The organism is Rhizobium sp. N122, assembly GCF_002211295.1.
Taxonomy (GTDB): domain Bacteria; phylum Pseudomonadota; class Alphaproteobacteria; order Rhizobiales; family Rhizobiaceae; genus Rhizobium.
This window is the reverse complement of record NZ_LOKU01000067.1, coordinates 194186-219406: the sequence shown is the minus strand read 5'-3', so window position 1 is coordinate 219406 and position 25221 is coordinate 194186. Positions and strand designations below refer to the sequence as shown.

The 25221-nt window shown below is 60.7% G+C and carries 24 protein-coding genes and 1 pseudogene; 10 read left to right on the top strand and 15 right to left on the bottom strand.

What is annotated here, in order from left to right; translation table 11 throughout:
- Positions 1-82: 82 nt before the first annotated feature.
- The 3 genes from ATY75_RS30565 to ATY75_RS30555 are packed head-to-tail and all read right to left on the bottom strand — an operon-like array spanning position 83 to position 2161.
- Positions 83-859 (bottom strand): SDR family oxidoreductase, encoded by a 777-nt coding sequence (locus ATY75_RS30565; RefSeq protein ID WP_088940349.1) that lies wholly within the window; start codon positions 857-859, stop codon positions 83-85.
- 25 nt (positions 860-884) lie between these two features.
- The gene (locus ATY75_RS30560) at positions 885-1748 is read right to left on the bottom strand and encodes a MurR/RpiR family transcriptional regulator (protein ID WP_088940348.1); all 864 of its coding nucleotides are present in this window, start codon (positions 1746-1748) and stop codon (positions 885-887) included.
- 23 nt (positions 1749-1771) lie between these two features.
- On the bottom strand, positions 1772-2161 hold the full coding sequence (locus tag ATY75_RS30555) for a RidA family protein (protein WP_049735854.1): 390 nt from the start codon (positions 2159-2161) through the stop codon (positions 1772-1774).
- A 111-nt stretch (positions 2162-2272) separates the two neighbouring features.
- Between ATY75_RS30555 and ATY75_RS30550 the strand changes: the two genes are divergently transcribed.
- Genes ATY75_RS30550 through ATY75_RS30540 form a run of 3 tightly spaced genes read left to right on the top strand, consistent with a single transcriptional unit; the run spans position 2273 to position 5361 of the window.
- Positions 2273-2755, top strand: coding sequence for a hypothetical protein (locus ATY75_RS30550; protein WP_088940347.1), 483 nt, complete (start codon positions 2273-2275; stop codon positions 2753-2755).
- A 29-nt stretch (positions 2756-2784) separates the two neighbouring features.
- Positions 2785-4260: a M81 family metallopeptidase gene (locus ATY75_RS30545; RefSeq protein ID WP_088940346.1), complete on the top strand. Its 1476-nt coding sequence runs from the start codon at positions 2785-2787 to the stop codon at positions 4258-4260.
- On the top strand, positions 4261-5361 hold the full coding sequence (locus tag ATY75_RS30540) for a D-TA family PLP-dependent enzyme (protein ID WP_088940345.1): 1101 nt from the start codon (positions 4261-4263) through the stop codon (positions 5359-5361).
- A 410-nt stretch (positions 5362-5771) separates the two neighbouring features.
- Here the strand turns inward: ATY75_RS30540 and ATY75_RS30535 are convergent, their stop codons facing one another.
- From ATY75_RS30535 to ATY75_RS30520, 4 genes are all read right to left on the bottom strand, one after another.
- Complete coding sequence (locus tag ATY75_RS30535; RefSeq protein ID WP_088940344.1) at positions 5772-6665, bottom strand: hypothetical protein; 894 nt, start codon at positions 6663-6665, stop codon at positions 5772-5774.
- A 262-nt stretch (positions 6666-6927) separates the two neighbouring features.
- Positions 6928-7131, bottom strand: coding sequence for a hypothetical protein (locus tag ATY75_RS30530; protein ID WP_088940343.1), 204 nt, complete (start codon positions 7129-7131; stop codon positions 6928-6930).
- Between the two features lie 64 nt (positions 7132-7195).
- Positions 7196-8134, bottom strand: a complete 939-nt coding sequence (locus tag ATY75_RS30525; RefSeq protein WP_143535365.1) for a hypothetical protein — start codon at positions 8132-8134, stop codon at positions 7196-7198.
- Positions 8106-8318: a hypothetical protein gene (locus ATY75_RS30520; RefSeq protein ID WP_088940341.1), complete on the bottom strand. Its 213-nt coding sequence runs from the start codon at positions 8316-8318 to the stop codon at positions 8106-8108. The genes ATY75_RS30525 and ATY75_RS30520 overlap by 29 nt, the downstream gene beginning before the upstream one ends.
- A gap of 734 nt (positions 8319-9052) precedes the next feature.
- Here ATY75_RS30520 and ATY75_RS30515 point away from each other — a divergent pair.
- Both ATY75_RS30515 and ATY75_RS30510 read left to right on the top strand, forming a co-directional pair.
- Positions 9053-10165, top strand: a complete 1113-nt coding sequence (locus tag ATY75_RS30515) for an AAA family ATPase (RefSeq protein WP_088940340.1) — start codon at positions 9053-9055, stop codon at positions 10163-10165.
- A 5-nt stretch (positions 10166-10170) separates the two neighbouring features.
- Complete coding sequence (locus ATY75_RS30510) at positions 10171-10848, top strand: hypothetical protein (protein WP_088940339.1); 678 nt, start codon at positions 10171-10173, stop codon at positions 10846-10848.
- A 266-nt stretch (positions 10849-11114) separates the two neighbouring features.
- On the opposite strand, the gene ugpC is transcribed toward ATY75_RS30510, so the two are convergent.
- The 5 genes from ugpC to ATY75_RS30485 form a co-directional block, all read right to left on the bottom strand.
- Positions 11115-12248: a sn-glycerol-3-phosphate ABC transporter ATP-binding protein UgpC gene (gene ugpC, locus ATY75_RS30505; protein ID WP_088940338.1), complete on the bottom strand. Its 1134-nt coding sequence runs from the start codon at positions 12246-12248 to the stop codon at positions 11115-11117.
- Positions 12249-12332: 84 nt separating this feature from the next.
- Positions 12333-13538 carry an extracellular solute-binding protein gene (locus ATY75_RS30500; RefSeq protein WP_064843564.1) on the bottom strand — a complete coding sequence of 402 codons (1206 nt, stop codon included), beginning with the start codon at positions 13536-13538 and terminating at the stop codon, positions 12333-12335.
- A gap of 73 nt (positions 13539-13611) precedes the next feature.
- Complete coding sequence (locus ATY75_RS30495; protein WP_049735831.1) at positions 13612-14469, bottom strand: carbohydrate ABC transporter permease; 858 nt, start codon at positions 14467-14469, stop codon at positions 13612-13614.
- Positions 14466-15350: a sugar ABC transporter permease gene (locus ATY75_RS30490; RefSeq protein ID WP_049735830.1), complete on the bottom strand. Its 885-nt coding sequence runs from the start codon at positions 15348-15350 to the stop codon at positions 14466-14468. Before ATY75_RS30490 ends, ATY75_RS30495 begins: the two co-directional genes overlap by 4 nt.
- A 13-nt stretch (positions 15351-15363) precedes the next feature.
- Positions 15364-16521: a Gfo/Idh/MocA family oxidoreductase gene (locus ATY75_RS30485; RefSeq protein WP_088940337.1), complete on the bottom strand. Its 1158-nt coding sequence runs from the start codon at positions 16519-16521 to the stop codon at positions 15364-15366.
- 297 nt (positions 16522-16818) lie between these two features.
- Between ATY75_RS30485 and yghX the strand changes: the two genes are divergently transcribed.
- The 3 genes from yghX (at position 16819) to ATY75_RS30470 (ending at position 18997) form a co-directional block, all read left to right on the top strand.
- Positions 16819-17706, top strand: a complete 888-nt coding sequence (gene yghX, locus ATY75_RS30480) for a YghX family hydrolase (protein ID WP_088940336.1) — start codon at positions 16819-16821, stop codon at positions 17704-17706.
- 151 nt (positions 17707-17857) lie between these two features.
- A complete protein-coding gene (locus tag ATY75_RS30475) occupies positions 17858-18703 on the top strand; it encodes a pirin family protein (protein ID WP_088940335.1) in 846 nt (281 codons plus the stop codon).
- Between the two features lie 69 nt (positions 18704-18772).
- Positions 18773-18997 (top strand): hypothetical protein, encoded by a 225-nt coding sequence (locus ATY75_RS30470; RefSeq protein WP_064843557.1) that lies wholly within the window; start codon positions 18773-18775, stop codon positions 18995-18997.
- 50 nt (positions 18998-19047) lie between these two features.
- On the opposite strand, the pseudogene ATY75_RS30465 reads toward ATY75_RS30470, so the two are convergent.
- Positions 19048-19487: pseudogene (locus tag ATY75_RS30465) on the bottom strand (DMT family transporter).
- Positions 19484-19969 (bottom strand): DMT family transporter, encoded by a 486-nt coding sequence (locus tag ATY75_RS30460; RefSeq protein WP_088940387.1) that lies wholly within the window; start codon positions 19967-19969, stop codon positions 19484-19486. The pseudogene ATY75_RS30465 and the gene ATY75_RS30460 overlap by 4 nt, the downstream one beginning before the upstream one ends.
- Before the next feature lie 261 nt (positions 19970-20230).
- Between ATY75_RS30460 and ATY75_RS30455 the strand changes: the two genes are divergently transcribed.
- The gene (locus ATY75_RS30455; RefSeq protein WP_088940334.1) at positions 20231-20470 is read left to right on the top strand and encodes a hypothetical protein; all 240 of its coding nucleotides are present in this window, start codon (positions 20231-20233) and stop codon (positions 20468-20470) included.
- 55 nt (positions 20471-20525) lie between these two features.
- Here the strand turns inward: ATY75_RS30455 and ATY75_RS30450 are convergent, their stop codons facing one another.
- Positions 20526-22292, bottom strand: coding sequence for an SLC13 family permease (locus tag ATY75_RS30450; RefSeq protein ID WP_088940333.1), 1767 nt, complete (start codon positions 22290-22292; stop codon positions 20526-20528).
- A gap of 190 nt (positions 22293-22482) precedes the next feature.
- Here ATY75_RS30450 and ligD point away from each other — a divergent pair, with 190 nt between their 5' ends.
- Positions 22483-25125, top strand: a complete 2643-nt coding sequence (gene ligD / locus ATY75_RS30445) for a DNA ligase D (protein WP_088940386.1) — start codon at positions 22483-22485, stop codon at positions 25123-25125.
- Positions 25126-25221 lie beyond the last annotated feature (96 nt).

Sequence of the window (25221 nt, the reverse complement as noted above, 5' to 3'; positions counted from 1 at the left end):
GGGGAAATCGGCAGGCGCAGCCGCGGCGGGCAGTCCGGAAGGTCATGTTATCGTTTCGGCTCGGAGATCGCAGCCCTGAATTTCAGTAATGTTCCGACTGCGAAAAGGTTCGCGCCAGCTCGGCCTGGCCGGCGGTGAGGCCGCAATCGACGGGCAGGCAGACGCCTGAAATGGCGGCGGCGAGCGGACCGGCAAGGAAGGCCACGGCATTGGCGACATCTTTCGGATCGACAACACGCTGCAGCGGATACCAGCGGCGCGCCTCCTCGAAAACATTCGGATTGGCGGCGGCGCGTTTCTCCCAGGCCTGCGTCTTCACCGTGCCGGGGGCGACGGCATTGGAGCGGATGCCGAACTTGCCGTATTCGACGGCGACCAGCCGGGTGAAATGCAGAAGGCCGGCCTTGGCGGCACTATAGGCCGGGTGCCCGAAGACATTCATGCCGTTGACCGAGGCGATGTTGACGACGGACCCCTTCGAGGCCTTCAGCATCGGCTCGAAGGCGCGGAAACACAGGAATGCCGCTTCGAGATTGAGCGCATTGTCCGCCCGCCAGATCTCCGGCGTCGTCTCGTGCAGGCTGGTGGCGCGGGCCGCACCGGCATTGTTGACCAGGGTTCGCACCAGGCCGGCTTCGGCGGCGCGTCCGGCCAATTCCGATATGCTCGCCTCGCTGGTCACATCGCACCCGGCGGCGACGAAGCGATCGGCCGGCCCGAGCTTCGAGGCGACGGCTGAGGCAGCCGCAGCATCGATATCGGCGAGAAACACGACATCATGGTCATCGGCGAGCTTTGCTGCGATCGCCGCGCCGATATCGCCCGCCGCACCGGTCACGATGGCTATCGACTTCGTCATTTTCCCAGACTCCCGTTCATCAGCCTCAATCTCCAAGCAATTGCCGGTCGTCGCCGTCGCGGTGGATGACGAGCTGCTGCTTGATGCGCCGCAGCGTGGTCGTCGCCTTTGGCTGAACCGCATAGGCGACGAGGCTCGACAGAATATCGACCGTCGCGAGGTAGGCGATGCGCGTCGAGGTCGGGCGATAGATATTATTGCCTTCGGGAAGGTCGATCGGCACGACGATTTCGGCGGCCTTGGCAACCGGGCTTTCCGTCTGGGTGAGCGCGATCGTCTTGACCTTCGTGTCGCGGGCAAGCTCGAAGGCCCGCACCAGCTCCAGATTACGCCCCGAGAAGGACGAGCCGATCAGCACGTCGCCCGGCCGGGCCGCGGCCGCCATCATCAGCTGCATGCTGTGATCGGAACTTGCCGTGATGCGGAGCCCGAGACGGAAGAGGCGGTTCTGCAGCTCGTCGGCAATCATCGACGAATTGCCGCCCGAGCCGAAGGCATAGATCATATCGGCCTTGGCGATAAACGAAACGGCGGCTTCGATCGCGGCGAGATCGAGCGACCGGTGCAGCAGAAACAGCGCGTTCTGCGCCTTGGTGATGATATCCTGGGCGACATCGGCCGGATCGGTACTTTTCGATTCCGGCTTCAGATAGCGCACGCCGATATGCGCGGTGCGGGCGAGCTGCACCTTGAAATCGGAAAAACTCTCGCAGCCCAGCCGCCGGCAGAAGCGGGTGACGGTCGGCGGCGACACCTCGGCGCGTTCGGCAAGCTCGATGATCGAGGCATTCACGGCGAACTCGAAATCGTTGACGATGATCTCGGCGATGCGGCTTTCGGAGGGAGAGAGCCGGCCCTTGTCTTCCTGCAATGTCGAAAAGATATCCAAAGCCGCTATCCCGCCCTTATTCCTTATGCACCCTTCTTCTTATAGGCCACGCAGTCGATCTCAACCTTGCAATCGACCATCATCGACGATTGCACACAGGCGCGCGCCGGCGGATGCTCGCCGAAATACTCCTGGTAGATCTTGTTGAACGTCCAGAAGTCGCGCGGATCGTCGAGCCAGACGCCGACGCGCACGACATCCTCGACGCCGTATCCGGCCTCTTCGAGGATAGCCAAAACATTGGCGATCGTCTTGTGGGTCTGGGCGATGATGTTGCCGTCGATGATCTCGCCATCTTCCATTGCAACCTGGCCGGAAACATAGAGCCATCCGTCGGCCTCGACCGCACGCGCGAAAGGCAGCGCCTTGCCGCCGGCCCCCGTTTGAACAGTGCCATAGCGCTTGATGGGCATGCTGAAGTCCTTGCAAATTATTTTCTTGATAAGTTGACAAATGACCACAGAAAGCAGAATTTGACCAGTGAAAAACATGAATTATGAAAAGAATTTCAATCCGGGGCTGATATGCGCGACCCTTTCCAGAATCCCTTCCCCTCCGACAGCGCCCGGCAGGCGATCTGGGAAATGCTCGTTCCGCGCGATATCGATGCTTTTCTCGCCGCCGACTGGTCGAAGGTGGAGCGTGATTTCGTCGAAGAGGGCTTCATCGGCATCGATGCCCAGAAGCAGGTCAGCCCCGATCGGTGGCGGCTGGCTTTTCCGACGCTCGCGGCCTATCGCCAGGAATGGCTGAGGCAGGCAAAGGATTTCGCCGGGCAGCGTTTTGCGGAAGATCCGCGCACGGCGATCTTCACCACGACGACGCTCGAGGATATCGAGATCGAAGGCGAGATGGCGCTCGTCCGCAAGAAATTCGACGGCGGCATCACCAGGGCCGACGGCACCCGCGACGTGCTGCAATGGCAGACGCTCTATTATTGCCGGCTGCACCAGGGGCGCTGGAAGATCTCAGGTTTCACCGGCTACCTGCCGAACCCGATGGGCTAAAGCGGGAAGACAACACGAAGGCGACTTTCTTGCGCATTTTCACGGCGGCACTGGCGACCGAGACCAATACTTTCTCTCCGATCTGCGTGGATCGCCGCGCATTCGAAGCCTCGCTTTATGCGCCCCCCGGCCAGCATCCTGAGACACCGACGCTCTGCACCGCGCCGATCACCGTCGGACGGCGCGTCACCAGAGAAAAGGGTTGGGAGCTGATCGAGGGAACCGCCACCTGGGCCGATCCCGCCGGCCTCGTCAACCGGGCGACCTATGAGGAACTGCGCGACGAAATCCTCGGGCAGCTTCGCGCGGCCATGCCTGTCGATGCCGTCGTCATGGGCCTGCATGGCGCCATGGTGGCGGCCGGATACGAAGATACGGAAGGCGATCTTCTCCAGCGCATGCGCGACATCGTCGGCCCCAACGTGCTCATCTGCGCCGAACTCGATCCGCATAGCCATCTGACGGCCAAACGCGTCGCGGCGCTTAATTTCGCCGTCTATTTCAAGGAATTTCCGCATACCGATTTCGTCGACCGCGCCGAGGATCTCTGGCGCATCGCCGTCGACACGCTGGAAGGCCGGGTCAAGCCCGCGATCTCGGTGTTCGACTGCCGGATGATCGACGTCTTCCCGACCTCGCGCGACCCGATGCGCTCCTTCGTCGACAAGATCATGCGGATCGAGAAGGATGATCCGGAGATCCTCTCGATCTCGGTGATCCACGGCTTCATGGTCGGCGACGTTCCCGAAATGGGAACGAAGCTGCTCGTCGTCACCGACGACAAGCCGGAAAAGGGCGCCGCCTTGGCGCGCGACCTCGGCCTCGAACTGTTTTCCAAGCGCGGCACCTTCATGGTGCCGCAGATCGACGAGAGGCAAGCCGTCGCGCGTGCGATTGAGGCAACCGCGTGGCCGGTCGTCATCGCCGATGTCTGGGACAATCCGGGCGGCGGCACGGCCGGGGATGCGACGGTCATTCTCGCCGAGCTGATGGCCCGCGGCGTCAGCAGCGCGGCCGTCGGCACCATCTGGGATCCGATGGCGGTGCAGATCTGTTTTGCTGCAGGCGAGGGGGCGGAAATTCCGCTGCGCTTCGGCGCCAAATCGGCGCCCGGCACCGGCAATCCGATCGACGGCACCGTCAAGATCGTCAAGCTGGTGAAAAATGCCGAGATGCAGTTCGGCGAGAGCCTCGCGCCCTTCGGCGATGCCGCCCATATCGTGCTCGACGGCATCGACATCATCCTCAATTCGACGCGCGCTCAGAGCTTCGATCCCAGCCTGTTTTCGGTGATGGGCATCGATCCCGAGAAGCAGAAGATCCTGGTGATCAAATCCACCAATCACTTCTTCGCCTCCTTCTCCAGGATCGCCGCGGAGATCCTTTACTGCTCCGCCGGAACGCCCTATCCCAATAATCCGGCGACGACGCCATACCGGCGGGCGCCGAAGACAATCTGGCCGATCGTGGCCGATCCACACGGACGAGAACGCGGAGCCGCCTAGATGCATGATGCCAGCTTTGCCGTCGTCGCCAGGGCAGGAGACAGGATCGACGATCTCTCGACGCCGCGCCCGGTGATCGACGAAGACCGGCTGGCTGCCAACATCGCCCGCGTCCAATCCTATATGGATCAGCACGGGCTGAACTTCCGCCCGCATATCAAGACGCACAAGATCCCGGCGCTCGCCGTCGCCCAGGTCGCCGCCGGCGCCAAGGGCATCAACTGCCAGAAGGTTACAGAGGCCGAGGTCTTTGCAGCAGCCGGCTTCGGCGACATCCTGATCACCTTCAACATCCTCGGGCAGCAGAAGCTCGAGCGCCTGGCGAAGCTGAACGAGAAAATCCCGGCGCTGAAGGTCGTCGCCGACAGCGAACAGACGGTCGACGGGCTCGCCGCGCATTTCTCCGGCCACAAGCCGCTGACCGTTCTTGTCGAATGCGACACCGGCGGCGGCCGCTGCGGCGTGCAGACACCAGAGGAGGCCGCCTCGCTCGCCAGGCGCATCGCCGCCGCCGACGGCCTCACCTTCGGCGGCATCGTCACCTATCCCAAACCGCAATCGGCCGCCGCCGTGGAGGCCTTCATCACCGAGACGCTGGACCGCCTGAAATCCGACGGCATCGCCTGCCCGATCGTCAGCAATGGCGGAACGCCGAGCCTGTTCGAGGCGCACCTCGTGCCCTCCGCCACCGAACACCGCGCCGGCACCTATATCTACAACGACCGCCAGATGGTGCGCATGGGCCATTGCACCGAGGACGATTGCGCCATGCACGTGCTCGCCACCGTCGTCTCCCGCCCGACCGCCGACCGCGCCGTCATCGATGCCGGCTCGAAGGCGCTGACCTCGGATCTCCAGGGCTTCAGCGATTACGGCCTGATCGTCGGTTATCCCGAGGCGCGGATCACCAGCCTCTCGGAAGAACACGGGGTGATCGATCTCTCAAACTGCACCGGCCCCCGGCCGCAGATCGGCGAAAAGCTCTTCATCATCCCGAACCACACCTGTGTGGTGTCCAACCTGTTCGACACGATGGTGTTTCATCGGGGTGGCGTGGTGACCCGTGTCGAGGAAGTCGCGGCCCGCGGGCTCGTATGGTAGGCGCCGGTTCCGGTTAAGGGCGGAATGGGCTCTGAACGCCGAAGGCCGCGGTTGTTGGGGGCTCGGGCTCGCGATCACGGTGTCAGTAAGGATGCGGTCGCTGATTCGCAAAACGTGCGCGTTGCGGATGGCCTTGGACCAGTGGCAGAGATAGGCGCTACAGGCGGGTGTCTGCTTTGGGCCGACAGACGGCATGGCAGGATCGCGCCAATGGCGGACATGTTGTGCCGGCTGAGAACAGCAGTTCGAGTAGCGTCGCGAAGGGTGCGGTCGCAACCACACCATCTCAAATCCTAAACTAACCTCCTACGCCGATCCGAAGGGGGTCATTGGCGCGAAACCCTGCCTCAGCAAATACGTCAATTTCGGAGCACCGTAAAACCAAGCTAGCGGTCCCTGACGCGATTGGGTTATCGCAACCAGCGGGCTAGCCAATTAACCCGACTGCGGCCGCCGCGCTTTGCATTGTGGGCAGTGTGGAACTCGTTTCTCGTATTGATCCGCTCTCCTGCGTCGGCTTTGGCGGCGTCCCAGCGAGCCCTTAGCCATAGATACTTCGCGAGTGTGCCTTCGTCGTTGCGATACTGCTCGATCCAAGTGTCGATTTTGCGCTCGATAATCTGCGCTAGCTTTTCAGTCATCGCGTAGGCGGTCAGGAAATCCGTTTCGTAATAGCCGTCGTCGCCGCGGACGACAAAATGCCAATGTTTGGGTAAGCCGGAGGCCGCCGCTTGAACATCATCGTCGAGCGCTCGGTCGATGATAACCCGAGGCATCTTCGCGACCTTGCTTTCGAGATGATAGGCACGATTCATCGCAGGTCCGAAAGCGATGGCATCTGTGTGGAAGAGCGACCCCACAGTCACTCCCCCACGTAGCGGCAGCCCAAGCATGACCATGCTGGCCTGGAATTCCGTAACAAATTTCAGCAGCCGGAAAAGGTCGCGATAATCAATGTATGGAAAAGAGACAATCACGCTATCGGAAAATTGCGAATATTCATCCCGCGAAGGATGGTCCGCAGTCTCCGTCTCAACATAGTCTTGCGCTCGTGCCGCGAACGACCATACCGCATTCAATAACTTTTGCCGGAGCTTAGGGTCCGTGTCCGAATTCTCGACGGCCTGCCCCCAGCCGAGGATATCGAAGAATGCGACCGCCCGTGTTTCGTATTCAACTGGCGCATTGGCGTCGTACGTCGTGACGAAATTTCGCGGGGTTCGTTGCCTCTCTTCTCGGGAGGTACCCTTAGGACTAAGCGTTTGCAATAACCCATTGAGTATCGTCATGACGATGTCGATCATGGCCAACGTTTTTGGTTTGTCGGGATCCGCTATGACACATTTCTCGCCGGAATGCTCGGATCATGGCCCGGAGAGACGAAATGTTTCGGTAAGAGGGCGATCTTGCTGGATTATTTCTGACAAAAAGGGGCCGGGAGCGGACGGTCTGCTACTGGAGCACGCAACGCGAAAGCGGACATAGGCCCTTCGTGGCCTTTTGTTTGGACTTAATAGAAGCCGGCAGGTCTCAATACCAAGGTGGGCGTCAGGCGAATTGGCGCATTCATGATTTCGCGATAAAGGCCAGCATACGTGCTCCCGCATCTGCAAGTCTTTCTGGCTCAGCGAGAAGAAACTCAGGGATAATGTGGTCAACTTGCATCGACAGCAGGTCGATAGGATGGCTGTCGATATAGCATTTCTTGCCATGGACGGAAAAACCCACCCAGCGCTCAATGGCAGTGAACCTTATCTTCTTGTACGGCATTGGTCCCCACGCGTCTCACTCCGCGCCTACGGTCCAAGACAATCGACGGCGTTTGAGCAACTTGCTAGTGCCGATTGAGCATGAAATGTGGCTCGTAGCCCGGCCTGTGTCGTGTCCTTTTGAGCTTCTTCTCAAACAGATCGGCGGCGTCTTTGAGCTGTCTGAGTGTGAAGACAACCGGCCGCCCGATGAAAAAAAGCTTTCCGTATTTGTGGATGAGGTTGGGATTTGGCTTCAGGTTTTCCCTAACCCATCGGCGATACCCTTTCATTTCGCTCGCAGGCAATCCCTGCTCTCTCGCAAAGGTTAGGGCTCTCTCACGCCGTACGCGGAGGAACTGGCCCTTAGTTGTCTTGAGCAAGTAATTCACCAGTACTTCGAACAGGTACTTTTCGGCCAGCCAAAGCCGCGGAGAATCCTGCCAGACCTCTTCGCAGGCTGTTGCTAGATCTTGGACCTCAAACACCCGCTTGTAGAACCGCATTGCCCGTTCTTCGATATCGCCGGCAGCGATTTCCCGATCAGACCCGACAAGCGCGTAAAATGGCGTGGGCTTGCTGAAATCCAAGTCTTTCAAAATATGAAATCCGAAACACGCCAAGGAAATTACGCAAAGATTGTTGGTCGTGGCCACGTTGATCTCGCGTAACAGCTCGACCATATGCGGCCAAGGCGCGTTCTCACCGCTTGCCACGACGTGGAGGCCATCGTCAGCGTGACCGTGCATATCTAGGTGAATGATCGGACGGAACGAACTTTCTGCCTTTTCGCGAAGCATGTCGAGGAATGCATAGAGGTCATCTCGGGACTTCGGCTCGAAGCGAGTGACGCCGATTCCAAGCTTATCCAGATGTGGTTCGAGGTCTTCGAGGATACGGTCTGTGACACCCTTCTCTGCGTCTCGCAGGGAGGTAATCCAAACCAAACTGTTAATCCGCACCTCGGTTTCGTCAGCATCAGGGATATCCTCACCGTCAACCGCGCTCTTGGTCACCACGTCCATCCAGTCCCGCCTTCACACCGAGGCCGAAATAATAACCCAGTATAGTACCCAAGGAGTTGACCAGGAAACCGGGAATTTCCTTGTCTGTCCAAATGGCAAGATATATCGCCGCCCCGACCATCATCAGGGCGATGATCGCGGGTACACCGAACATTATAATTTCACGAAGGGTCTTGGCACCCATCAGCGTCCTCCATCGAACTTTGATGAAGGGCACTCCTGCGCCCGGTTGCTGCGCAGACCTCTCACCAAAAGAATATGATGAAAAGCTGCTTGCTGCTTCGCAGTTAGGACCAAAACGCGAGTTGGTGCAATAGCAACGCCTTGCTAACCCTGCAGAAATCGATTCTCGCTCAAGTTCTGCGGTGCCATACGGAAGTCAATAGCGGGTGATTATGCCCAACAGTGAAATGGCCATTGATTTCTTTCGGTTGTCGGAGTCCGTGGCTTACCCACAGGTGCGTATCAGCAGACGTTGCCTTCCCTCGTCACAAATTACTTTCGGCACCTACAGCCCAAGATGTTCGAGTAGCGCTTTGCTGGGATTCTTGTGGCCGTGGGGGAAGTTGCTCAGGCCGGCATCTGCCATGCCGATTGCGGCGGATGCAGCTCGCTGGCTACCTGCCTTCTCGATGGTCGGATGATCTCCCTACGGGTTTGAAGACGCGGCAGCTTTCGGGAAGTCGCAGAGCGACCCTGGACGACCGGAACGGGGGGGCGCAAAACAGCCGCGCCGACATGGCGCGTCGGGCAATAACGGCCATGTTCCGCTCTACGAGCGTCTGTTATTGATTCGTCTCAAAAATTAGAGCAAAAGCAAACATAACGTGTCTAGAGGCCGGGGTCTCACGGCTCGATTGCGTTCGCAAAAGCAAGACCTGCCATAAGGCGGCAAGGTTGCAGGATAGAGGGTTGTAAATGATCCCGGTGACCGACAAAGCTGAAGAGCGAAAGTTCGACGCGCTTCTGAATTCGATCAAGCCCGGCAATGTTTACTTCGTTACCGGGAAGAACGGGTCGGGCAAATCACGCTTCTTCGCCTATGCGACCAAGGAGATACGGCAATCGCAAATTAGCGGTCGGCCGAAAACTGAGCGGCTGCTTTGTCTGTCGGGCACGATGTACGACAAATACCCGCCACTTATCTATAAGGCGAAGGCCTCTGATTGGAACGTCGTATACCTTGGCAACAAGGTCAACAACAACATGGTTTCGGGCACAGCCCCGTTTCGTGTCCTATGTCACTACATCCTTCGCAATCTGAAGGCGCCGCTCTTGCTGTGGTCGGTAGCGCGCGCGTTGGATCGCTTGAACTTCCAACCAGATGTCGCGTTCCGGTTCAGCGAACGAAGATTGGATCATTCCAAAGCTCCTGACACTATGGACCCTGAATTGGTATGCAATCTTCTCAAGCCGACGAATGACCTGGGGCGCATCGAGCAATATATCGGCCGCCTTGCCTCTGGCGACATCCGGTTGTCAGACATGCGCTTCTTCCGTGGCGGCAAGCCTTTTGGGCTCGGCGATCTCAGTTCCGGCGAGAGACAATATGCGCTGGCGATCCTAGGCTTCATCTACTGTGGAAGCGAGCGCTGCACAGTCTTTTACGACGAGCCGGAAAACTCGCTCCATCCGGAGTGGCAACTAAGCATCGTAAAGGACCTGGCCGAGGTCGCGGAGGATCAGGTCCTAAACGCGACCTTGATTATCGCAACGCACTCCCCTTTGATTGCGAGCAGTGTCCGCAACGGCAACGTCCATATCTGTGACCTACCTGCTGGCCAAGCGTGGCAACGTGCGGATCTATTCGGCCGAGCAAGCGACACCGTGTTGCGCGAACAGTTTCATCTTTATTCCGCACGATCGCGGGAGGTTGCCGGCATCATCAACAAGTGCCTCGGTCTGATCGCCCGCAATGATGCGGAAGGCGAGGACTTCAAGGTTGCGCAGACTGAACTGCGCGCCATGAAGCTGGACTTTACGCCCGACGATCCGCTTGCCAAGATCGTCGGAACCATTCTGGAGTTTTGACCGGCATGGCGCGATTGAGACCGGTGGCCAGGACTATCGTGAAGCGGACGACTTTTAAAAAACCCATTGCCGACTATCTGGCCGGTACGATCAAGTGGAGCGACCCCTCGCTCAAGCCCCTGAAAGACCTAATCAGGAAAGTTCTGAAGGCTGAGCAGGATGAGATTTGCCCCTATTGCCAGCGGCTCATCGTCCCGGAGCGCCGCAACGTGTCTGAACACATCGAGCACTATCTCGACAAGTCCCGCGCTGCTTACCGCAAGTTCGCGTTCACGGCGACGAACCTAGTGCTGTCATGTCAGGGGTGCAATGTCGAGAAAGGGACACGCGATCTTGTCGTCAAAGGCAAGGCGAACCCTGTCCATTTTTCTCAAGCGGCGGCACCATTCAGATGGCCTCATCCGTATTTTGACAGCATGAGCGACTGCGTTCTGAAGCGTAAAGGGCCTGTCTATTCCGTTATTCAAGGATCGGGGCGAGAGGCTGAAGCCCAGCAAATGATCGTCGATCTGAAGCTCGATACAATCAGGAATTCGGAATCCCGGCATGGCAGACTCGTGGCGGAGCGGGAACGGCTTTATGCGGAAGCTAAAAAGCTTATTAAGCAGACAAGTGGGGAAAGCCGCGCCCGGCTGACGCTGGTAGTAGAGAGGCTAGAGGCAATCGACAACGAACTGGGCTGACGACATCAGGCCCACAGGCTGCAAATGAGAAATATGTCTGGATGTTGGAATGACCGAAATGGAAGCGCAATGCAGCCATATCGTCCGGTGACAACCTTGTCCGCAATGAGCCGGACTCTGCCATCTGCAGGAGATTGTCCAACGACGTTCGTAGAGTGAAAATGCCCCGAACTCCGGCCGCCGGGCAGCCGCAATTGCTGGGGGTGTCGTTTCGCACCAGGAACCGCCCCCCCGGCAGGCCGAACCGCAACACAAAGCCCGCCACTTCAAGCAGCCGTCGGGTTGATCACGTTCATATCGATTTCGGTCAGCTCCACCCGCCGCTCAAACGCAATGCCTGCCTCGTCAAAGAGGTGGCAATCGGCGGCATTGATGCCGGTTGGCACAGGCGCGTCGGCACGGATGCCGACGCTGCCGGGGAGCATGGCGCAGAAGTTCTCGGCCTCGCCGTTGAGCGAGGCGTAGGCGACCGTATTGGCGCCGAGGCGTTCGATCACGGTCGGGGTGACGGTGAAGACGATGTCGCCGCCGTTGAGCTGGATATGCTCCGGGCGGATGCCGAGCGTCAGGGTCTTGCCTGATATGCCGTCGCGTGGCGTCACCGGCAGGAGGGCGGTCTGGCCGCGATACTCGACTTCGACGCCGGCGGCGCTGACGCTCTTGCAGGTGACGGGCAGGAAATTCATTTTCGGGTTGCCGATGAAGCCGGCGACGAACTGGTTGGCGGGCTTGTGATAGAGCTCCAGCGGCGCGCCGGTCTGCGAGATATTGCCGGCGTCGAGCACGACGATGCGGTCAGCCATGGTCATGGCTTCGACCTGGTCGTGCGTCACATAGATCATCGTCGCCTTCAGCTGTCGGTGCAGCTTGGCAAGCTCGATGCGCATGTCGGCGCGGAGTGCTGCGTCGAGGTTGGAGAGCGGCTCGTCGAACAGGAAGATCTTCGGTTCGCGCACGATGGCGCGGCCGATCGCGACGCGCTGGCGCTGACCGCCGGAAAGCATGCCGGGCTTCTGCTGCAGCCGCTCCTCGAGGTGCAGGATGCGCGCCGCATTCTCCACTCTGGCTTTGAGCTTTGTCTCTTCCATCTTCTCGACGCGCAGCGGGAAGGCGATGTTTTCGAAAACCGTCATGTGCGGATAGAGCGCGTAGGACTGGAACACCATGGCGATGCCGCGCTTGACGGGCGGCAGGTCGTTGACCCTGACGCCGTTGATGACGATATCGCCCGCCGTCGTCGCATCGAGGCCGGCGATCATCCGCAGCAGGGTGGATTTGCCGCAGCCCGACGGCCCGACGAAGACGACGAACTCGCCATTCCTCACCTCGAGCTGCACGCCCTTCAGAACTTCGTAGTCGCCGTAGAATTTCTGAACTTTGTTGAGAAGGAGCTGTCCCAAAAATCTGTCTCCGCCGGCGGCCTTCGTCGCACATTCGATAGAGGGGAGGGGCCGCGGCTTTTGCCGCGACCCCAGAGAGATAGCTTACTTGAAGGCCTCGATTTCGCCGGCCGCCTTTTTCAGTGCTGCCTCCGGCTCGGCCTTGCCGGTCACAACCGACTGGATCATCTCGATCATCGAGTTCTGGAAGCCCTTATAGTCGGTGAAGAGCGGCTCGGGACCACCATAGCTGATGCCCTCGATGAGCGGCTTCCAATAGGGATCCTTGGCGACGAACTCATCGACCTTTGCCGAGGGACGCAGCGGCGTGAGGCCGGCGCCGCCCTGCAGCTCGTATTCCGACTGGACATCCGGCGAGGTGATGAACTTGGCGAACTCGGTCGCCTTGTCCTCGACGCCGGAGCCCTTGAAGATCGCCAGGCTGTCGGTGATCAAGAGCGTGCCCGGGCCCTTGGCATCGGGGCCGAGCGGCAGCGTGGTGATGCCCCAGCTGATCTGCGTCTTCTTCAGGCGGTCGGCCGCACCCGAGCCGGCCTGGATCATCGCGACCTTGCCGTCGAGGAAGATGGCGCGGACTTCGTTCTGCTCATAGGCCGTCGGGCCTTCCTCGGAGTAGGGGACGATGTCCTTATAGGCCTTCAGCGCGGCGAGGATTTGCGGGCTGTCGAGCGTGACCTTGCCGTCTGCATCGGTCACCGCGCCGTTATTGGTGTAAACCCAATGCATGAACTGGTGCATGGTGTTGTCGAAGGTCTTGGCGGAGAGGCCATAACCCGGAATGCCGGTCTTTTCCTTGATGGTCTTTGCCATCTCGATTTCTTCGGCCCAGGTCTTCGGCGGTTTCTCGGGATCGAGGCCGGCCTGCTTGAAGAGATCCTTGTTCCAGTAGAGCGCCTTGGTGGAGAAGGCGATCGGAACGCCCCACTGGTTGCCCTCGAAGGTCACCGTGTCGACGATGTGGGGGTAATAGGTCTTCTTCTCGTCATCGGTCATCGGCACCGGAACGATCAGATCGTTCTGGGCGAACTCCTTCAGCGTGCGCGAGCCGACATAGGCCATGGCGACCGGCGTGCCGGCGGCGGCCAGCGTCGTTGCCTTGTCCTGGCACTGCGCCCAGCCGACGACTTCGGGCGCGATCTTCCAGCCTGCGTTCTTTTCTTCCCACTGCTTGATGTATTTGGTGTGGACCGGGTCGATCGTGTCGCCGCAATAGATCCAGCTGATTTCCTTGTCGGCCGCATGGGCAGTGACCGCGGTCAATGCCGTCGAACCAAGCAAAGCGAGCGCCATAAGGCCTGTCTTGATTGTTATGCTCACGTCGTGACTCCCGTTCTTGTGTTAGCTGTTCACTCGTTTCTTGATCTTATTGTTTCACCGCACCGGCGGTCAGCCCGCCGACAAGGTAGCGCTGAAGGAAGAAGATGACGACCATCGCCGGCGCGATGCCGACGAAGGAAGCCGCCATCAGTTCGTTCCAGATGACCTCCTGCTTGCCGAAATAAGCAAAGAGACCCACCGGCAGGGGCATGTATTCGGTCTTCGAGTTGAAGGTCAGCGCGAAGATGAATTGCTGGGCGTAAGCGCCGATGAAGGTGGTGATGGCGACGACGATGATCCCCGGCATCGCAATCGGCAGGATGACGCGGCGCAGCGTGTAGAAATGGCTGGCGCCATCCATGTAGGCGGCCTCGTTGAGCTCCTGCGGGATACGGATCATGTAGGTGCGCAGCAGCCAGATCGCCGAGGGGATCAGGAAGGCGACACCCGGCACGATCATGGCGAGATAGGTGTTGAGCACGCCCATGCTGCGCATCAGCCGGAAGAGCGGGATCAGCAGCACGGCGCCGGAGAACATGTTCACCGTCAGGAAGGCGCCGAGCAGGATGCCCATGCCCTTGAATTCGAACTTGGCGAAGGCATAAGCCGCTGGAATGACAAGGCAGAGCACGATCAGCGTGACGATGATCGAAATGAAGAAGGAGTTGAAGATATAGCGCCCGAAACCGGGAACGCTGACCCACATCGTCCGGTAGGCCTCGAAGGAACCGTTCTCCGGCCAGAAGCGGTAGGGGGAGGAGAAGAGCTGGCTGAGCGGCTTCAGCGACACCATGAAACCTTCGAAGAAGGGCGCCAGCACGAAGAACAGAAACAGCGCGATGCCGCAATAGATCAGGATGATCTCCCACCAGCGGTAACGGTCGATCATGGCGGGACTGCTCATGCGCGCTTCTCCGGGTTGAGGCGGCGGGTGACGCGGAAATAGGCGAAGCAGAAGAGCGACAGGAAGATGCAGATCAACACGGCGCGCGCCGCCCCTTCCCCGTATTTCTTCGAGCCGATGGCGGTCTGATAGGTGTCGATGATCATCGTCGTCGTTTCGCCGCTCGGGCCGCCCTGGGTCAGGATCCAGATAATGTCGAACGAGTTGAAGGTGGCGATCAGCGACAGCATCGACATGGTGATGATCGCCGGCACCATCAGCGGCAGGGTGATGCGACGGAAGCGGTACCAGCGGCCGGCGCCGTCGGTCCAGGCGGCCTCGTAGAGATCCTTCGGGATCGACTGGATCGCCGCCAGGAAGTAGATCGTCACCAGCGGCACGCCGATCCAGACATCGGTGACGATGGTCGCCCAGAAGGCGGTGCTGCCATAGGCGAGGAAGGCGACCGGACCGTCGACGAGACCGAAGCGCTGCAAGACGCCCGATATCATCCCGAACTGGCCATTATACATCCAGCCCCACATGAAGATGCCGATCGCCATCGGCACGATCCAGGGCGGCATGGTCAGGAGCCGGAACAGCGAGCGGCCGGGCACTGCGGCATTCAGCATCGTTGCGCCGAAGGTGCCGATCACCATTTTCAGCGCGACCGAGAAGAAGGTCCAGACGAAGGTGCGGAAGATGACTTCGGCAAAGGTGGCGTTGAAGATCTTCTCGTAATTGACCCAGCCGACCCAGTTGGTGGTCTTCTTCAGCGACGCATCGGTGAAGGAGAGAATGAAGGTATCGACGAGGGGATAGGCGACGATGGCGAGAACGTAGAGAACGGCCGGAAGGAGGAGGATCCAGGCGAAGATGAAGGCGCTTCTTTGAACACTCATCTTGCCGCCGTCCTCAAGCCGCTCTTGCGTGAAGGGCCTCGTCGAAGCGGTCCCAGATCGGACGCAGGTCGACGACGGTTTTCTTCATCCTCGCTTCGTCCATCGCCAAGGCGAGAATGCCGGCCTCGAGCGCGTTCAGCGTGGACACGGGCAGTTCGAGCCCGGTGCGCACGCTTTCCAAGAGGTCGCTCGCCATCTGTTCGTCGGCGCCGTAATGCTGGGAGAGTTCGGTGGCGGCATACTTGTTTTCCACCACCTTGTTGCCCGTCAGCTGTTCATGCACGTCGAGATAGCCGCGCACGAAATCGCCTTCGGCCATGCCGCGCGAGCCCATGATGGCGAAGCGGCGGAACTGGTCGGGCACGTTCAGATTGGTGTGGAAGTTCATGCCGACGCCGTTTTCATATTCGACGATCGCCACCTGGTAATCGATGATATCGGCATCGCTGTCGAAGACCTTGTCGGAGCCCATCCAGCCGCTCGGCTTGCGGTGGAAAAGCTCGAGATCGTTGATGCCTTCGCGCGCCGGGTCGTTGGCCGGAATGAAGCTCTTGCGGCCGCCGAAACTGGCGACCCGCTCCGGCCTGGCGCCGACGACGCCATTATAAAGGTCGAGGTCGTGGCAGCATTTCTCCAGCATGAAGCTGCCGGAATAGCGCTCGTAGCGGCGCCAGTCGCGCATGAAGAAGGCGCCGTGATAGGGCTCGATATGCTCGGAAGCCTCGATCGAGACGATCTGGCCGAGTTTGCCCTGGGCCTGGATGGCGCGCAGATCCTTGTAGAGCGGGGAGTAGCGCAGCACCAGACCGACCATCAGCCGCTCGTGACCGAACTTCGCCATCAGATGGGCGAGCTCGATGCTTTCGGCGATTGATGTGACGATCGGCTTTTCGCAGAAGACCTTGAGGCCAGCTTGCAGCCCGAGCCTGATATGATCGAGATGCAGGTGATTGGGGGAGCCGATCATCAGCAGATCGAGCTTTTCGGAAGCGAGCAGCTCCTGCGGCGAGCCATAGGCCTTGCCGACCGAAATTCCCTTTTCCGTCAATCCGGGAAGCCCGGCAGGATCCGGATCCACATAGCCGACAATGTCGAAGCTGCTATCGATCGCTTTGAAAACGTAGCCGAGATAGCCGAGCCGGAATCCGAGCCCGATGATTCCCACTTTCATGCCGATCAAGTTCCCAGTTTAGGTAATTTATTTTCTTTAAGTTGGGACAAAAAACGAGAGGCGTCAATAGAAAACGGGCCTCACAGCGCGAGCATGAAATTTATTTTCATAGATCGGTAGGCGGCTGCCGATTGCGCGCCGCGACCGGCCGGACGCGGATTGCAGCATGGGAGCGCCCGCACGCGCCTGAGGCGGGAGGCGAATTCGGGCCTCACGCCAATCTCGCGAAATGTTGAAAAGAACCGCGAGTTTACGTGTGTAGGATGCTGTGAGAAACCGAGGCCAGGAGGAGCCACCATGACCCGCATGACAGCCAAGGATTTCCCGCAGGAACTTCTCGAACTCTACGATTATTACGCGCATGGGAAGATCACCAAACGCGAGTTTCTCGACCGGGCCGGCAAATTCGCCGTCGGCGGGCTGACGGCAGCCGCCATTCTCTCGTCGCTGAGCCCCGATTATGCGCTGGCGACCCAGGTCGAATTCACCGATCCCGATATAACAGCCGAATACATCACCTATCCCTCGCCGAAAGGAAACGGAGAGGTCCGCGGCTATCTCGTCCGCCCGAAAAACGCCGCCGGCAAAGTCGCCGCCGTGGTGGTCGTGCACGAGAACAGAGGCCTCAACCCCTATATCGAGGACGTGGCGCGGCGTGTGGCAAAGGCCGGTTTCATCGCCCTGGCGCCGGATGGCCTGACCTCGGTCGGAGGCTATCCCGGCAACGACGAAAAGGGCCGGGAACTGCAGCAGAAGGTCGACCCGCAAAAGCTGATGAACGACTTCTTCGCGGCCGTCGAATTTCTGATGAAAAGCGATCTCACCACCGGCAAGGTCGGCATCACCGGCTTCTGCTACGGCGGCGGCGTCGCCAATGCTGCGGCCGTCGCCTATCCCGAACTTGCCGCCGCCGTGCCCTTCTACGGCAGGCAGCCGCGCGCCGAGGACGTGCCGAAGATCAAGGCGCCGCTGCTTCTCCACTATGCCGGGCTGGACAAGGGCATCAACGAAGGCTGGCCGGCCTATGAAGCGGCGCTGAAATCCTCTCAAAAAACCTACGAGGCCTATGTCTATCCCGACGTCAACCACGGCTTCCACAATGATTCCACACCGCGCTACGACGAAGCGGCGGCCAAGCTCGCCTGGCAGCGAACGGTCGACTGGTTTACGAAATATCTTGCCTGAGAGGGGCGTGGCTTGGATGACGGCGGGCGGGAAAGGCATCTTCGCCGTCCGTCCACCTTCCGGCTTACGACGGACCGATGACATTGCCGGTCAGCGATGGCATTGATGCCCCCTTCTGCTGCATAATCGCCTTGCAAGCATGGAGGATGCGATGCTGCTCAAGGGCGAACGAACCTTCGTGGTGCGGGATGCGGGCGGCTTCGTCGCGCATGTCAATATGCCGGGATGGCTGAAGCCGAGGCCGACCGATCACGGCCATGGCCCGCTCGCCATGGTCGTGGAATCCCTTCTTGATCCCGGCCGGCAGATCGCGATGCACGAGCACCGGAACGACGAGATCATTTCCTGGGTGCCCGACGGCGTCATGCGTCACGACGACAGGGCCACCGGCCGGCTGGTGATCGACCGCGACCACCTGATGGTGATGAATGCCGGAGCAAGCTTTTGGCATTCCGAAGAGACGCTGGCATCCGACCCGCCGCTGCGGATGCTGCAGATTCTTATTCGACCCCGCGCAGCCGATCTCGAGCCGAAGATCCAGTGCGGACCGGTCCCGGCGGCCGCGGCAAACACCTGGCGGCACCTGGTCGGACCGCAGGGAGAAGGTGCGCCGTTTTATGTCCGCAGCACGGTCGACGTCTTCGACATCCGGCTGGAGGCGGGCGCAAGGGTGGAATTCCCCTATCGGCAGGGCCGGGACCTCTCTTTCTACGTCTTCACAGGTTCCGTCGTCGCCGGTGCGCAGACCTTCGCCGAAGGCGAGCAGGGGCTGGCTTTATCCGGTGGCAGGCTCGAGGTCGAAGCGGCGGCCCCGAGCATCCTGGTCGCCTTTGTGCTCGATCCGAACGCGCCGGTCACCCGGCAGGGGACGATCGGCGATCACAGGAAGATCCCGCCGGCAATTCTCGTTCGCGCATTTCTAAGGTGGAGGAAATTTCGCCATATGTGGTATCGTCTTTTTTCGCAACGCCGCCCGAAGGCCAAAAAGGCGATGTGAAACGAAACAAGACGGAACAAGGATGCCCCTAATGGGTTTCGAACCTTAGCGTTCAATAGGAGGAGCATTATGCCTACGGTTGCCGCGACATCGATCACTCCACCGGATCAGCACCTCGTCACAGCGCGCGAAGCCATCGAGCCGCTTTACGAGAAGCTCGAGCTTCAAACGGAATCGCTGGTGCTGGCCGCGGCGCTGGAGGCGGGATGGTCTCCGGATGAGGCGACGAAGGCATTGGCGGCGCTGAGACTGCAGGACGCTCTTTCTACCCTGGACGAACGAACCAGCCTGTAAATTCCGAGAACATCCGCTGTTTCTGGCAACGCCGGCAGCATTGCTGTCGGCTATCGCGAGCCGCCGGTTTTGCGTCGGCTGCGGCTGACCGTCATTCCGGCGATGATCAGAACAATTCCGGTCGCGTTCGCCCAGAACGATGTTGGCACGGCGCTGAGATAATCGAAAGCCACCCCGGTCACCATCTGGCCGCCAATGATCAGCAGGGCTGCATTGACCGCGCCGATGCGCGCGATCGCCCAGCTGCCCGCCGCCACGAAGACGACGCCGATCGGACCGCCGAGATAATATACCAGGGCGCCTCGGCGGCGCCTGCCGGAAGCAAGCCGCCGACAAAGAGGCCGAGGCAGGTGAGGACGGCAAAGCCGACGGCATGGTTCCAGAAGGATGCGATCAGCGGCGTGGTAGAGATGCTCAACCGCCCATTGAGTTGGCGGCTGAGGCCGACGAGCACGCCGCCAAGGCATGCCAGGAGAATGAAGACCATCATGCTCCACCTCGCCCGAACAGGATGATTAGGGCGCCGCCGGTGACGACCAGGCCGAGCGCGGCGATATCTCTGATATCCGGACGCCGTTTCGGCAGACCGAACAATCCCCAGCTGTCGGCCGCCAGGCTGAAGGCGACCTGGCCCGCCAGCCCCAAAGCCAGGGTGCCGGAGAGCCCGAGCGGCGAGTTGACCGTCGTCGAGGTCAGAATGACCGTTGCGGCGCCGGATACCCCGCCGAGATAGGCCCACAAAGGTGCGCGGCCGGTTTTTCCCGCCATCGGTCTGCGTCGGCGGTAGAGCGCCAAAAGAAGAATGACGGCGGCGACCATGCCTGTGCCGTGAGCGGTCCAGGATGAGAACAGCGGATTGCCGTATCGTGCCAGTTCCCCATTGAGATGCACCATGAATGTCAGAAGCCCACCGGTCGCAAAAGCGCCGATGAAATAGATGGGATGCGGATTGCGTGCCGCTTCGATGGTCATTGCAGATCCCGTCATAGAATCGATTGCGCCCCCGGTGTGTTTCAGATTGCTACCACAGCGCGCGCCGCTTTTCAGGAGGCGCAAAAGACGCCGCAGAATTGCCGCGCCCGGCATCCGGCCGGAGCAAAGCGCGTCGCGATCTTTCAGATTCGCTTCTCGTACTTTGGGCCATTGTTTTAGCGCATGTCGTTGTCGCAAAACCGCTGCGCACCTTTGCGCGACGTGCTCTAAACGGCGGCGTTTGCACTTAAAGGAAATATGATGAGAAAATTGCTTCGCCTGCTGCTGGTCATCGCTCTGGCCGCCGTCGTCTTTACCGGTTTTCGCTGGTATCGCTATGTCAGCAACACCGACAGCCCCTATGATGAAATCGGCATCACGCTCAACAATGCCATGCCCGGCCCGATCAACAGCTGGGGCTGCGCCAAGCTGAAAACCACCTTCGCCACGTCTCTGCCACCCTATGGCTGCGCCGGCGCCGACGGGACGCAGTGGAAGTAATACTGTCAGGCTGCGCGACGGCGCAGCCTGAACCACCCCCAGCTCAGCCCTGGGGTCAGATCGGCCAGACGGCCAGCAGGGCCGGCACGCTGACCAGCACGACGATGAGCGAGAGCGGCAGGCCCAATCGCGCATAGTCGCCAAATCGATATCCGCCCGGCGCCATCACCAGCGTGTTGCACTGGTGGCCGATCGGCGTGAGGAAATCGCAGCCGGCGCCGATCGCCACCGCCATCAGAAAGGCGTCGGGCCGATAGCCGAGCTTGGCGGCAAAGGTCGCAGCAATCGGCGCCATGACCAGAACGGTCGCTGCATTGTTCAAAAACGGCGTCACCGCCATGGCCGCAACCAGGATCAATGCCAGAGCGCCGAATGGCGGCAGCACCTCGGCGGTGCGCGACAGGAGGTCGGCGATGATTTCGGTCGTTCCGGTGGTTCTGAGCGAATCGCTGATCGGGATGAGGGCGGCCAGCATGATCAGGATGGGCGCGTCGAGATGATGGTAGACTTCGCGCAAGGGAATGGACCCGGTGACCACCATCAGAAAGGCGGCGGCGAAAAATGCCGTCGCGACGGGAATGCCGCCAAAGGCCGTCGCCGCCATCGTCGCCAGCAGGATGATGACGGGGATCATGCCGTTGCGGGCGTTGCCGAGCTTCAATTCCCGTTCGACCAGCGGCAGGCAGCCCCATTCGCGCAAGAGATCCGGCAGCTTCTGCAAGTCGCCCTGCAGCACCACGACGTCGCCGTTGCGGATCTTGATCTCGCCCAGACGCTCGGTGATGCGCCTGTCGCGGCGGCTGACGGCAAGAAGGTTGAGGCCGGTATTGTGGAAGAGCGAGACGTCTTTGGCGCTGACGCCGATCAGGCGGGAATGTTCGCCGACGATGGCTTCGACGGAACTGATGTCCTGGCGCATCTCGGGCTCGTGTTTACGATCGGACAGCTGCAGCCTGGCCTCGCTGACGATCTTGTCGAGGGCGCTCTGCTCCCCCTCAATAATCAGAAGGTCGCCATCCTTGAGCACGGTGTCGGGAAGCGGCGTTCGTCTCTGGCCGCTGCCGCCGATGATCGCGGTCACCATCGCATCGCCGCCGGCCGGCTTCTGCAGCCAGCTGATGGAGCGGCCGATCGCCGCCGACGGCGTCACGACCTTGGCTTCGGTCGTGTAGTTCTTGATCGCCACCGCCTCGTCCATCGACGTTTCCACCCGCGAGCGCTCGGGCAGCAGCTTGTAGAACAGCGCCAGAAAGACAACGCCGGCGACAGAAAGCGCCAGGCCGACGGGCGTATAGTCGAACATCGTGAACGGCTGCCCGGTTATCTCCTCGCGCACCCGGGAAACGATGATATTCGGCGATGTGCCGATCTGCGTCATCAGCCCTCCGAGCAGCGAGGCGAAAGACATCGGCATCAGGAACATCGACGGCGAGACGCGGGATTTGCGGGCCATCTGCACGGCGACCGGGATCATGATCGCCAGCGCCCCGATATTCTTGACGAAAGCCGACAGGGCGGCGACGATGGCGACCAGAATGATCAGCTGCATCCGCGGCCCGCGTCTCTCCGGCGAAAATCGACGCAGCGCCAGATCCATGATCCCGGATCTCGAAATCGCCGCACTGACGATCAGCGCGCTGCCGACGATGATGACGATGTCATCGGCAAAACCGGAAAAGGCAATTTTGGCAGGGACGATGCCGACGATGATTGCTAGGAGAAGCGAACTCACGGCGACGATATCGTATCGGTAACGGCCCCATACGAAGGCACCCATCATGAGCGCGATGATGAGAAGAGAGAGCCATTGGTCAACGCGCATGTTTGCATCCCGGTGGTAGCAATTAACGTTTGAAGCACGAGAACGATGCGACGCGCCGGCGAAATTTTTTCGTCGCTTTTTGTCGCCGACAGACCGGAACGCCGGCAAGACCGCCGCTGGAAGAGGCCATCATGGAACTTCCAGCCGCCGGCCGGCATTTCGTGCGTGGATGCTGCTTGCGGGAACGACCATGGCCAGTGACAACCTCTCGACATATCGATCGAAGCGCGACTTTCAAAAGACGGCGGAGCCGAGCGGCGAGAAGCAGATCGCCCGCAGCAACCGTCACCGCTTCGTCATCCAGAAACATGACGCTACCCGGCTGCATTACGACCTGCGGCTGGAGCTCGACGGCGTCTTCAAATCCTGGGCTGTGACCAAAGGCCCATCGCTCGATCCGCACGACAAGCGGCTGGCCGTCGAGGTCGAGGATCACCCGCTCGATTATGGCGACTTCGAAGGCACGATCCCGAAAGGCCAGTATGGCGGCGGCACTGTGATGCTGTGGGACCGCGGCTATTGGGAACCCGAGGGAAAGAAGAGCCCGCAGCAGGCACTTGCCAAGGGTGACTTCAAGTTCACCCTGGAAGGCGAACGGCTGCACGGCAGCTTCGTGCTGGTGCGCATGCGCAACGATCGCAACGGCGGCAAGCGAACCAACTGGCTGCTGATCAAGCACCACGACGAATTCTCGGTCGAGGAAGACGGCGCAGCGGTCCTTGAGGAGAACGACACCTCTGTCGCCTCCGGCCGGACGATGGACGCCATCGCCGCCGGCAAGGGCCGCAAGCCAAAACCGTTCATGCTCAAGGGCGGTGAACTAAAGGCGGATGCGGTCTGGGACAGCAATCACGGGCTGGCCGCCGAAGAGAGGAAGGAGGAGGGCCGAACCGGCAGGACGCCGAAAACAGCGCCAATCGACCTTCCGGATTTCATTGCGCCGCAGCTTTGCCAGACGCTGGAGCGTCCGCCGCCCGGCGAGGGCTGGATCCACGAGATCAAGTTCGACGGCTACCGTATCCAGATGCGCATACTCGAGGGCGAGGTGACGCTGAAGACCCGGAAAGGGCTCGACTGGACCGGCAAATATCCCGAAATCGCCGAGGCAGCGTCGGCGCTGCCCGACGCCATCATCGACGGCGAGATCTGCGCTCTCGACGACCACGGCGCACCGGATTTCGCCGCCCTGCAGGCCGCCATTTCGGAAGGCAGGACCGGCGATCTCGTCTATTTCGCCTTCGATCTTCTCTACGACGGCGGCGAGGACCTGCGCTCTATGCCCGTCGTCGAGCGCAAGGCGCGGCTGCAAAGCCTGCTGTCGGAGGCCGGCGATGAGCCTCGGATCCGTTTCGTCGAGCATTTCGAGACCGGCGGCGATGCGGTGCTGCGCTCCGCCTGCAAACTGTCGCTGGAAGGCATCGTCTCCAAACAGGGCGATGCGCCCTACCAATCCGGCCGCACCGACAGCTGGGCGAAGTCGAAATGCCGCGCCGGCCACGAAGTGGTGATCGGCGCCTATGCCAAGACCAACGGCAAATTCCGATCGCTGCTGGTCGGCGTCTACCGCGGCGACCACTTCGTCTATGTCGGCCGCGTCGGCACGGGATATGGCGCCAAGAAAGTAGAAACGCTGCTGCCGAAGCTGCAGGCGCTCGAGGCGGCGAAATCGCCCTTCACCGGCATCGGCGCGCCGAAGAAGGAGGCCGAGGTCACCTGGCTGAAGCCCAAGCTGGTGGCGGAAATCGAATTCGCCGGCTGGACCGCCGACGGCATCGTCCGCCAGGCGGCCTTCAAGGGCTTGCGCGAGGACAAGCCGGCGAGAGAGGTCAAGGCCGAACGGCCGGCCAGGCCTGAAGAGACCGAAGTGCCGGAGCCGGCGGCGGACGTGAAGGCGAGGCCCGTCCGCCGAAAGGGCGCCAAGGCCGAGGTGATGGGGGTGATGATCTCCAATCCGGACAAGCCGCTGTGGCCGGATGCCAATGACCGCCGGCCGGTGACCAAGGAAGAGCTCGCCCGCTATTATGAAGCCGTCGGCGGCTGGATGATCGCGCATATCGAGGGGCGCCCCTGTTCGATCATCCGCGCGCCCGACGGGCTCGGCGGCGAGCAGTTCTTCCAGCGCCATGCGATGCCCGGCACCTCGAACCTTCTCGAACTGGTCAAGGTCTTCGGCGACAAGAAACCTTATCTGCAGATCGACCGGGTCGAGGGCCTGGCCGCCGTCGCGCAGATCGGCGCCGTCGAGTTGCATCCCTGGAATTGTGAACCGCATAAGCCGGAGGTGCCCGGCCGGCTGGTGTTCGACCTCGACCCCGGCCCCGACGTGCCGTTCTCGACGGTCGTTTCCGCCGCCCGCGAGATGCGCGATCGTCTCGAGACGCTCGGTCTCGTCGGTTTCTGCAAGACCACCGGCGGCAAGGGCCTGCATGTCGTCACGCCGCTCGCGACCAACAAGCGCAAGCCGCTTTCCTGGGCGGAGGCGAAGAGCTTCGCGCACGACGTCTGCCAGCAGATGGCGCGCGACAATCCCGATCTCTATCTGATCAAGATGACCAAGAGCCTGCGGAACGGCCGCATCTTCCTCGACTATCTCCGCAATGACCGGATGGCGACGGCGGCGGCACCCTTGTCGCCCCGTGCCCGGCCGGGCGCAACCGTCTCGATGCCGCTGACCTGGAGCCAGGTCAAATCGGATCTCGACCCCAAACGCTTCACCATCCGCACCGTGCCGGCGCTGCTGTCGAAATCGTCAGCCTGGGAGGATTATTGCGACGGCCAACGCCCGCTGGAGCAGGCGATCAAACGCTTAGGCAAAATGTTAAGCGCGGGTTGAGCATCGCGAACGGCAGAGCTTGTCCGTGGCCGGCTGGTTTGGGCGGGATGAACTTTCTCCGCGCGCGCCGTCTTGCCCTTCAAAAAACCGCTCCCA

Excerpts from the sequence above, each read along its gene's own strand:
- ATY75_RS30565 (WP_088940349.1), bottom strand. The coding sequence starts at position 859 with ATGACGAAGTCGATAGCCATCGTGACCGGTGCGGCGGGCGATATCGGC.
- ATY75_RS30555 (WP_049735854.1), bottom strand. The coding sequence starts at position 2,161 with ATGCCCATCAAGCGCTATGGCACTGTTCAAACGGGGGCCGGCGGCAAG.
- ATY75_RS30550 (WP_088940347.1), top strand. The coding sequence starts at position 2,273 with ATGCGCGACCCTTTCCAGAATCCCTTCCCCTCCGACAGCGCCCGGCAG.
- ATY75_RS30540 (WP_088940345.1), top strand. The coding sequence starts at position 4,261 with ATGCATGATGCCAGCTTTGCCGTCGTCGCCAGGGCAGGAGACAGGATC.
- ATY75_RS30535 (WP_088940344.1), bottom strand. The coding sequence starts at position 6,665 with ATGATCGACATCGTCATGACGATACTCAATGGGTTATTGCAAACGCTT.
- ATY75_RS30530 (WP_088940343.1), bottom strand. The coding sequence starts at position 7,131 with ATGCCGTACAAGAAGATAAGGTTCACTGCCATTGAGCGCTGGGTGGGT.
- ATY75_RS30525 (WP_143535365.1), bottom strand. The coding sequence starts at position 8,134 with ATGGACGTGGTGACCAAGAGCGCGGTTGACGGTGAGGATATCCCTGAT.
- ATY75_RS30520 (WP_088940341.1), bottom strand. The coding sequence starts at position 8,318 with ATGGGTGCCAAGACCCTTCGTGAAATTATAATGTTCGGTGTACCCGCG.
- ATY75_RS30515 (WP_088940340.1), top strand. The coding sequence starts at position 9,053 with ATGATCCCGGTGACCGACAAAGCTGAAGAGCGAAAGTTCGACGCGCTT.
- ATY75_RS30510 (WP_088940339.1), top strand. The coding sequence starts at position 10,171 with ATGGCGCGATTGAGACCGGTGGCCAGGACTATCGTGAAGCGGACGACT.
- ATY75_RS30500 (WP_064843564.1), bottom strand. The coding sequence starts at position 13,538 with ATGGCGCTCGCTTTGCTTGGTTCGACGGCATTGACCGCGGTCACTGCC.
- ATY75_RS30495 (WP_049735831.1), bottom strand. The coding sequence starts at position 14,469 with ATGAGCAGTCCCGCCATGATCGACCGTTACCGCTGGTGGGAGATCATC.
- ATY75_RS30490 (WP_049735830.1), bottom strand. The coding sequence starts at position 15,350 with ATGAGTGTTCAAAGAAGCGCCTTCATCTTCGCCTGGATCCTCCTCCTT.
- ATY75_RS30485 (WP_088940337.1), bottom strand. The coding sequence starts at position 16,521 with ATGAAAGTGGGAATCATCGGGCTCGGATTCCGGCTCGGCTATCTCGGC.
- yghX (WP_088940336.1), top strand. The coding sequence starts at position 16,819 with ATGACCCGCATGACAGCCAAGGATTTCCCGCAGGAACTTCTCGAACTC.
- ATY75_RS30475 (WP_088940335.1), top strand. The coding sequence starts at position 17,858 with ATGCTGCTCAAGGGCGAACGAACCTTCGTGGTGCGGGATGCGGGCGGC.
- ATY75_RS30470 (WP_064843557.1), top strand. The coding sequence starts at position 18,773 with ATGCCTACGGTTGCCGCGACATCGATCACTCCACCGGATCAGCACCTC.
- ATY75_RS30460 (WP_088940387.1), bottom strand. The coding sequence starts at position 19,969 with ATGACCATCGAAGCGGCACGCAATCCGCATCCCATCTATTTCATCGGC.
- ATY75_RS30455 (WP_088940334.1), top strand. The coding sequence starts at position 20,231 with ATGAGAAAATTGCTTCGCCTGCTGCTGGTCATCGCTCTGGCCGCCGTC.
- ATY75_RS30450 (WP_088940333.1), bottom strand. The coding sequence starts at position 22,292 with ATGCGCGTTGACCAATGGCTCTCTCTTCTCATCATCGCGCTCATGATG.
- ligD (WP_088940386.1), top strand. The coding sequence starts at position 22,483 with ATGGCCAGTGACAACCTCTCGACATATCGATCGAAGCGCGACTTTCAA.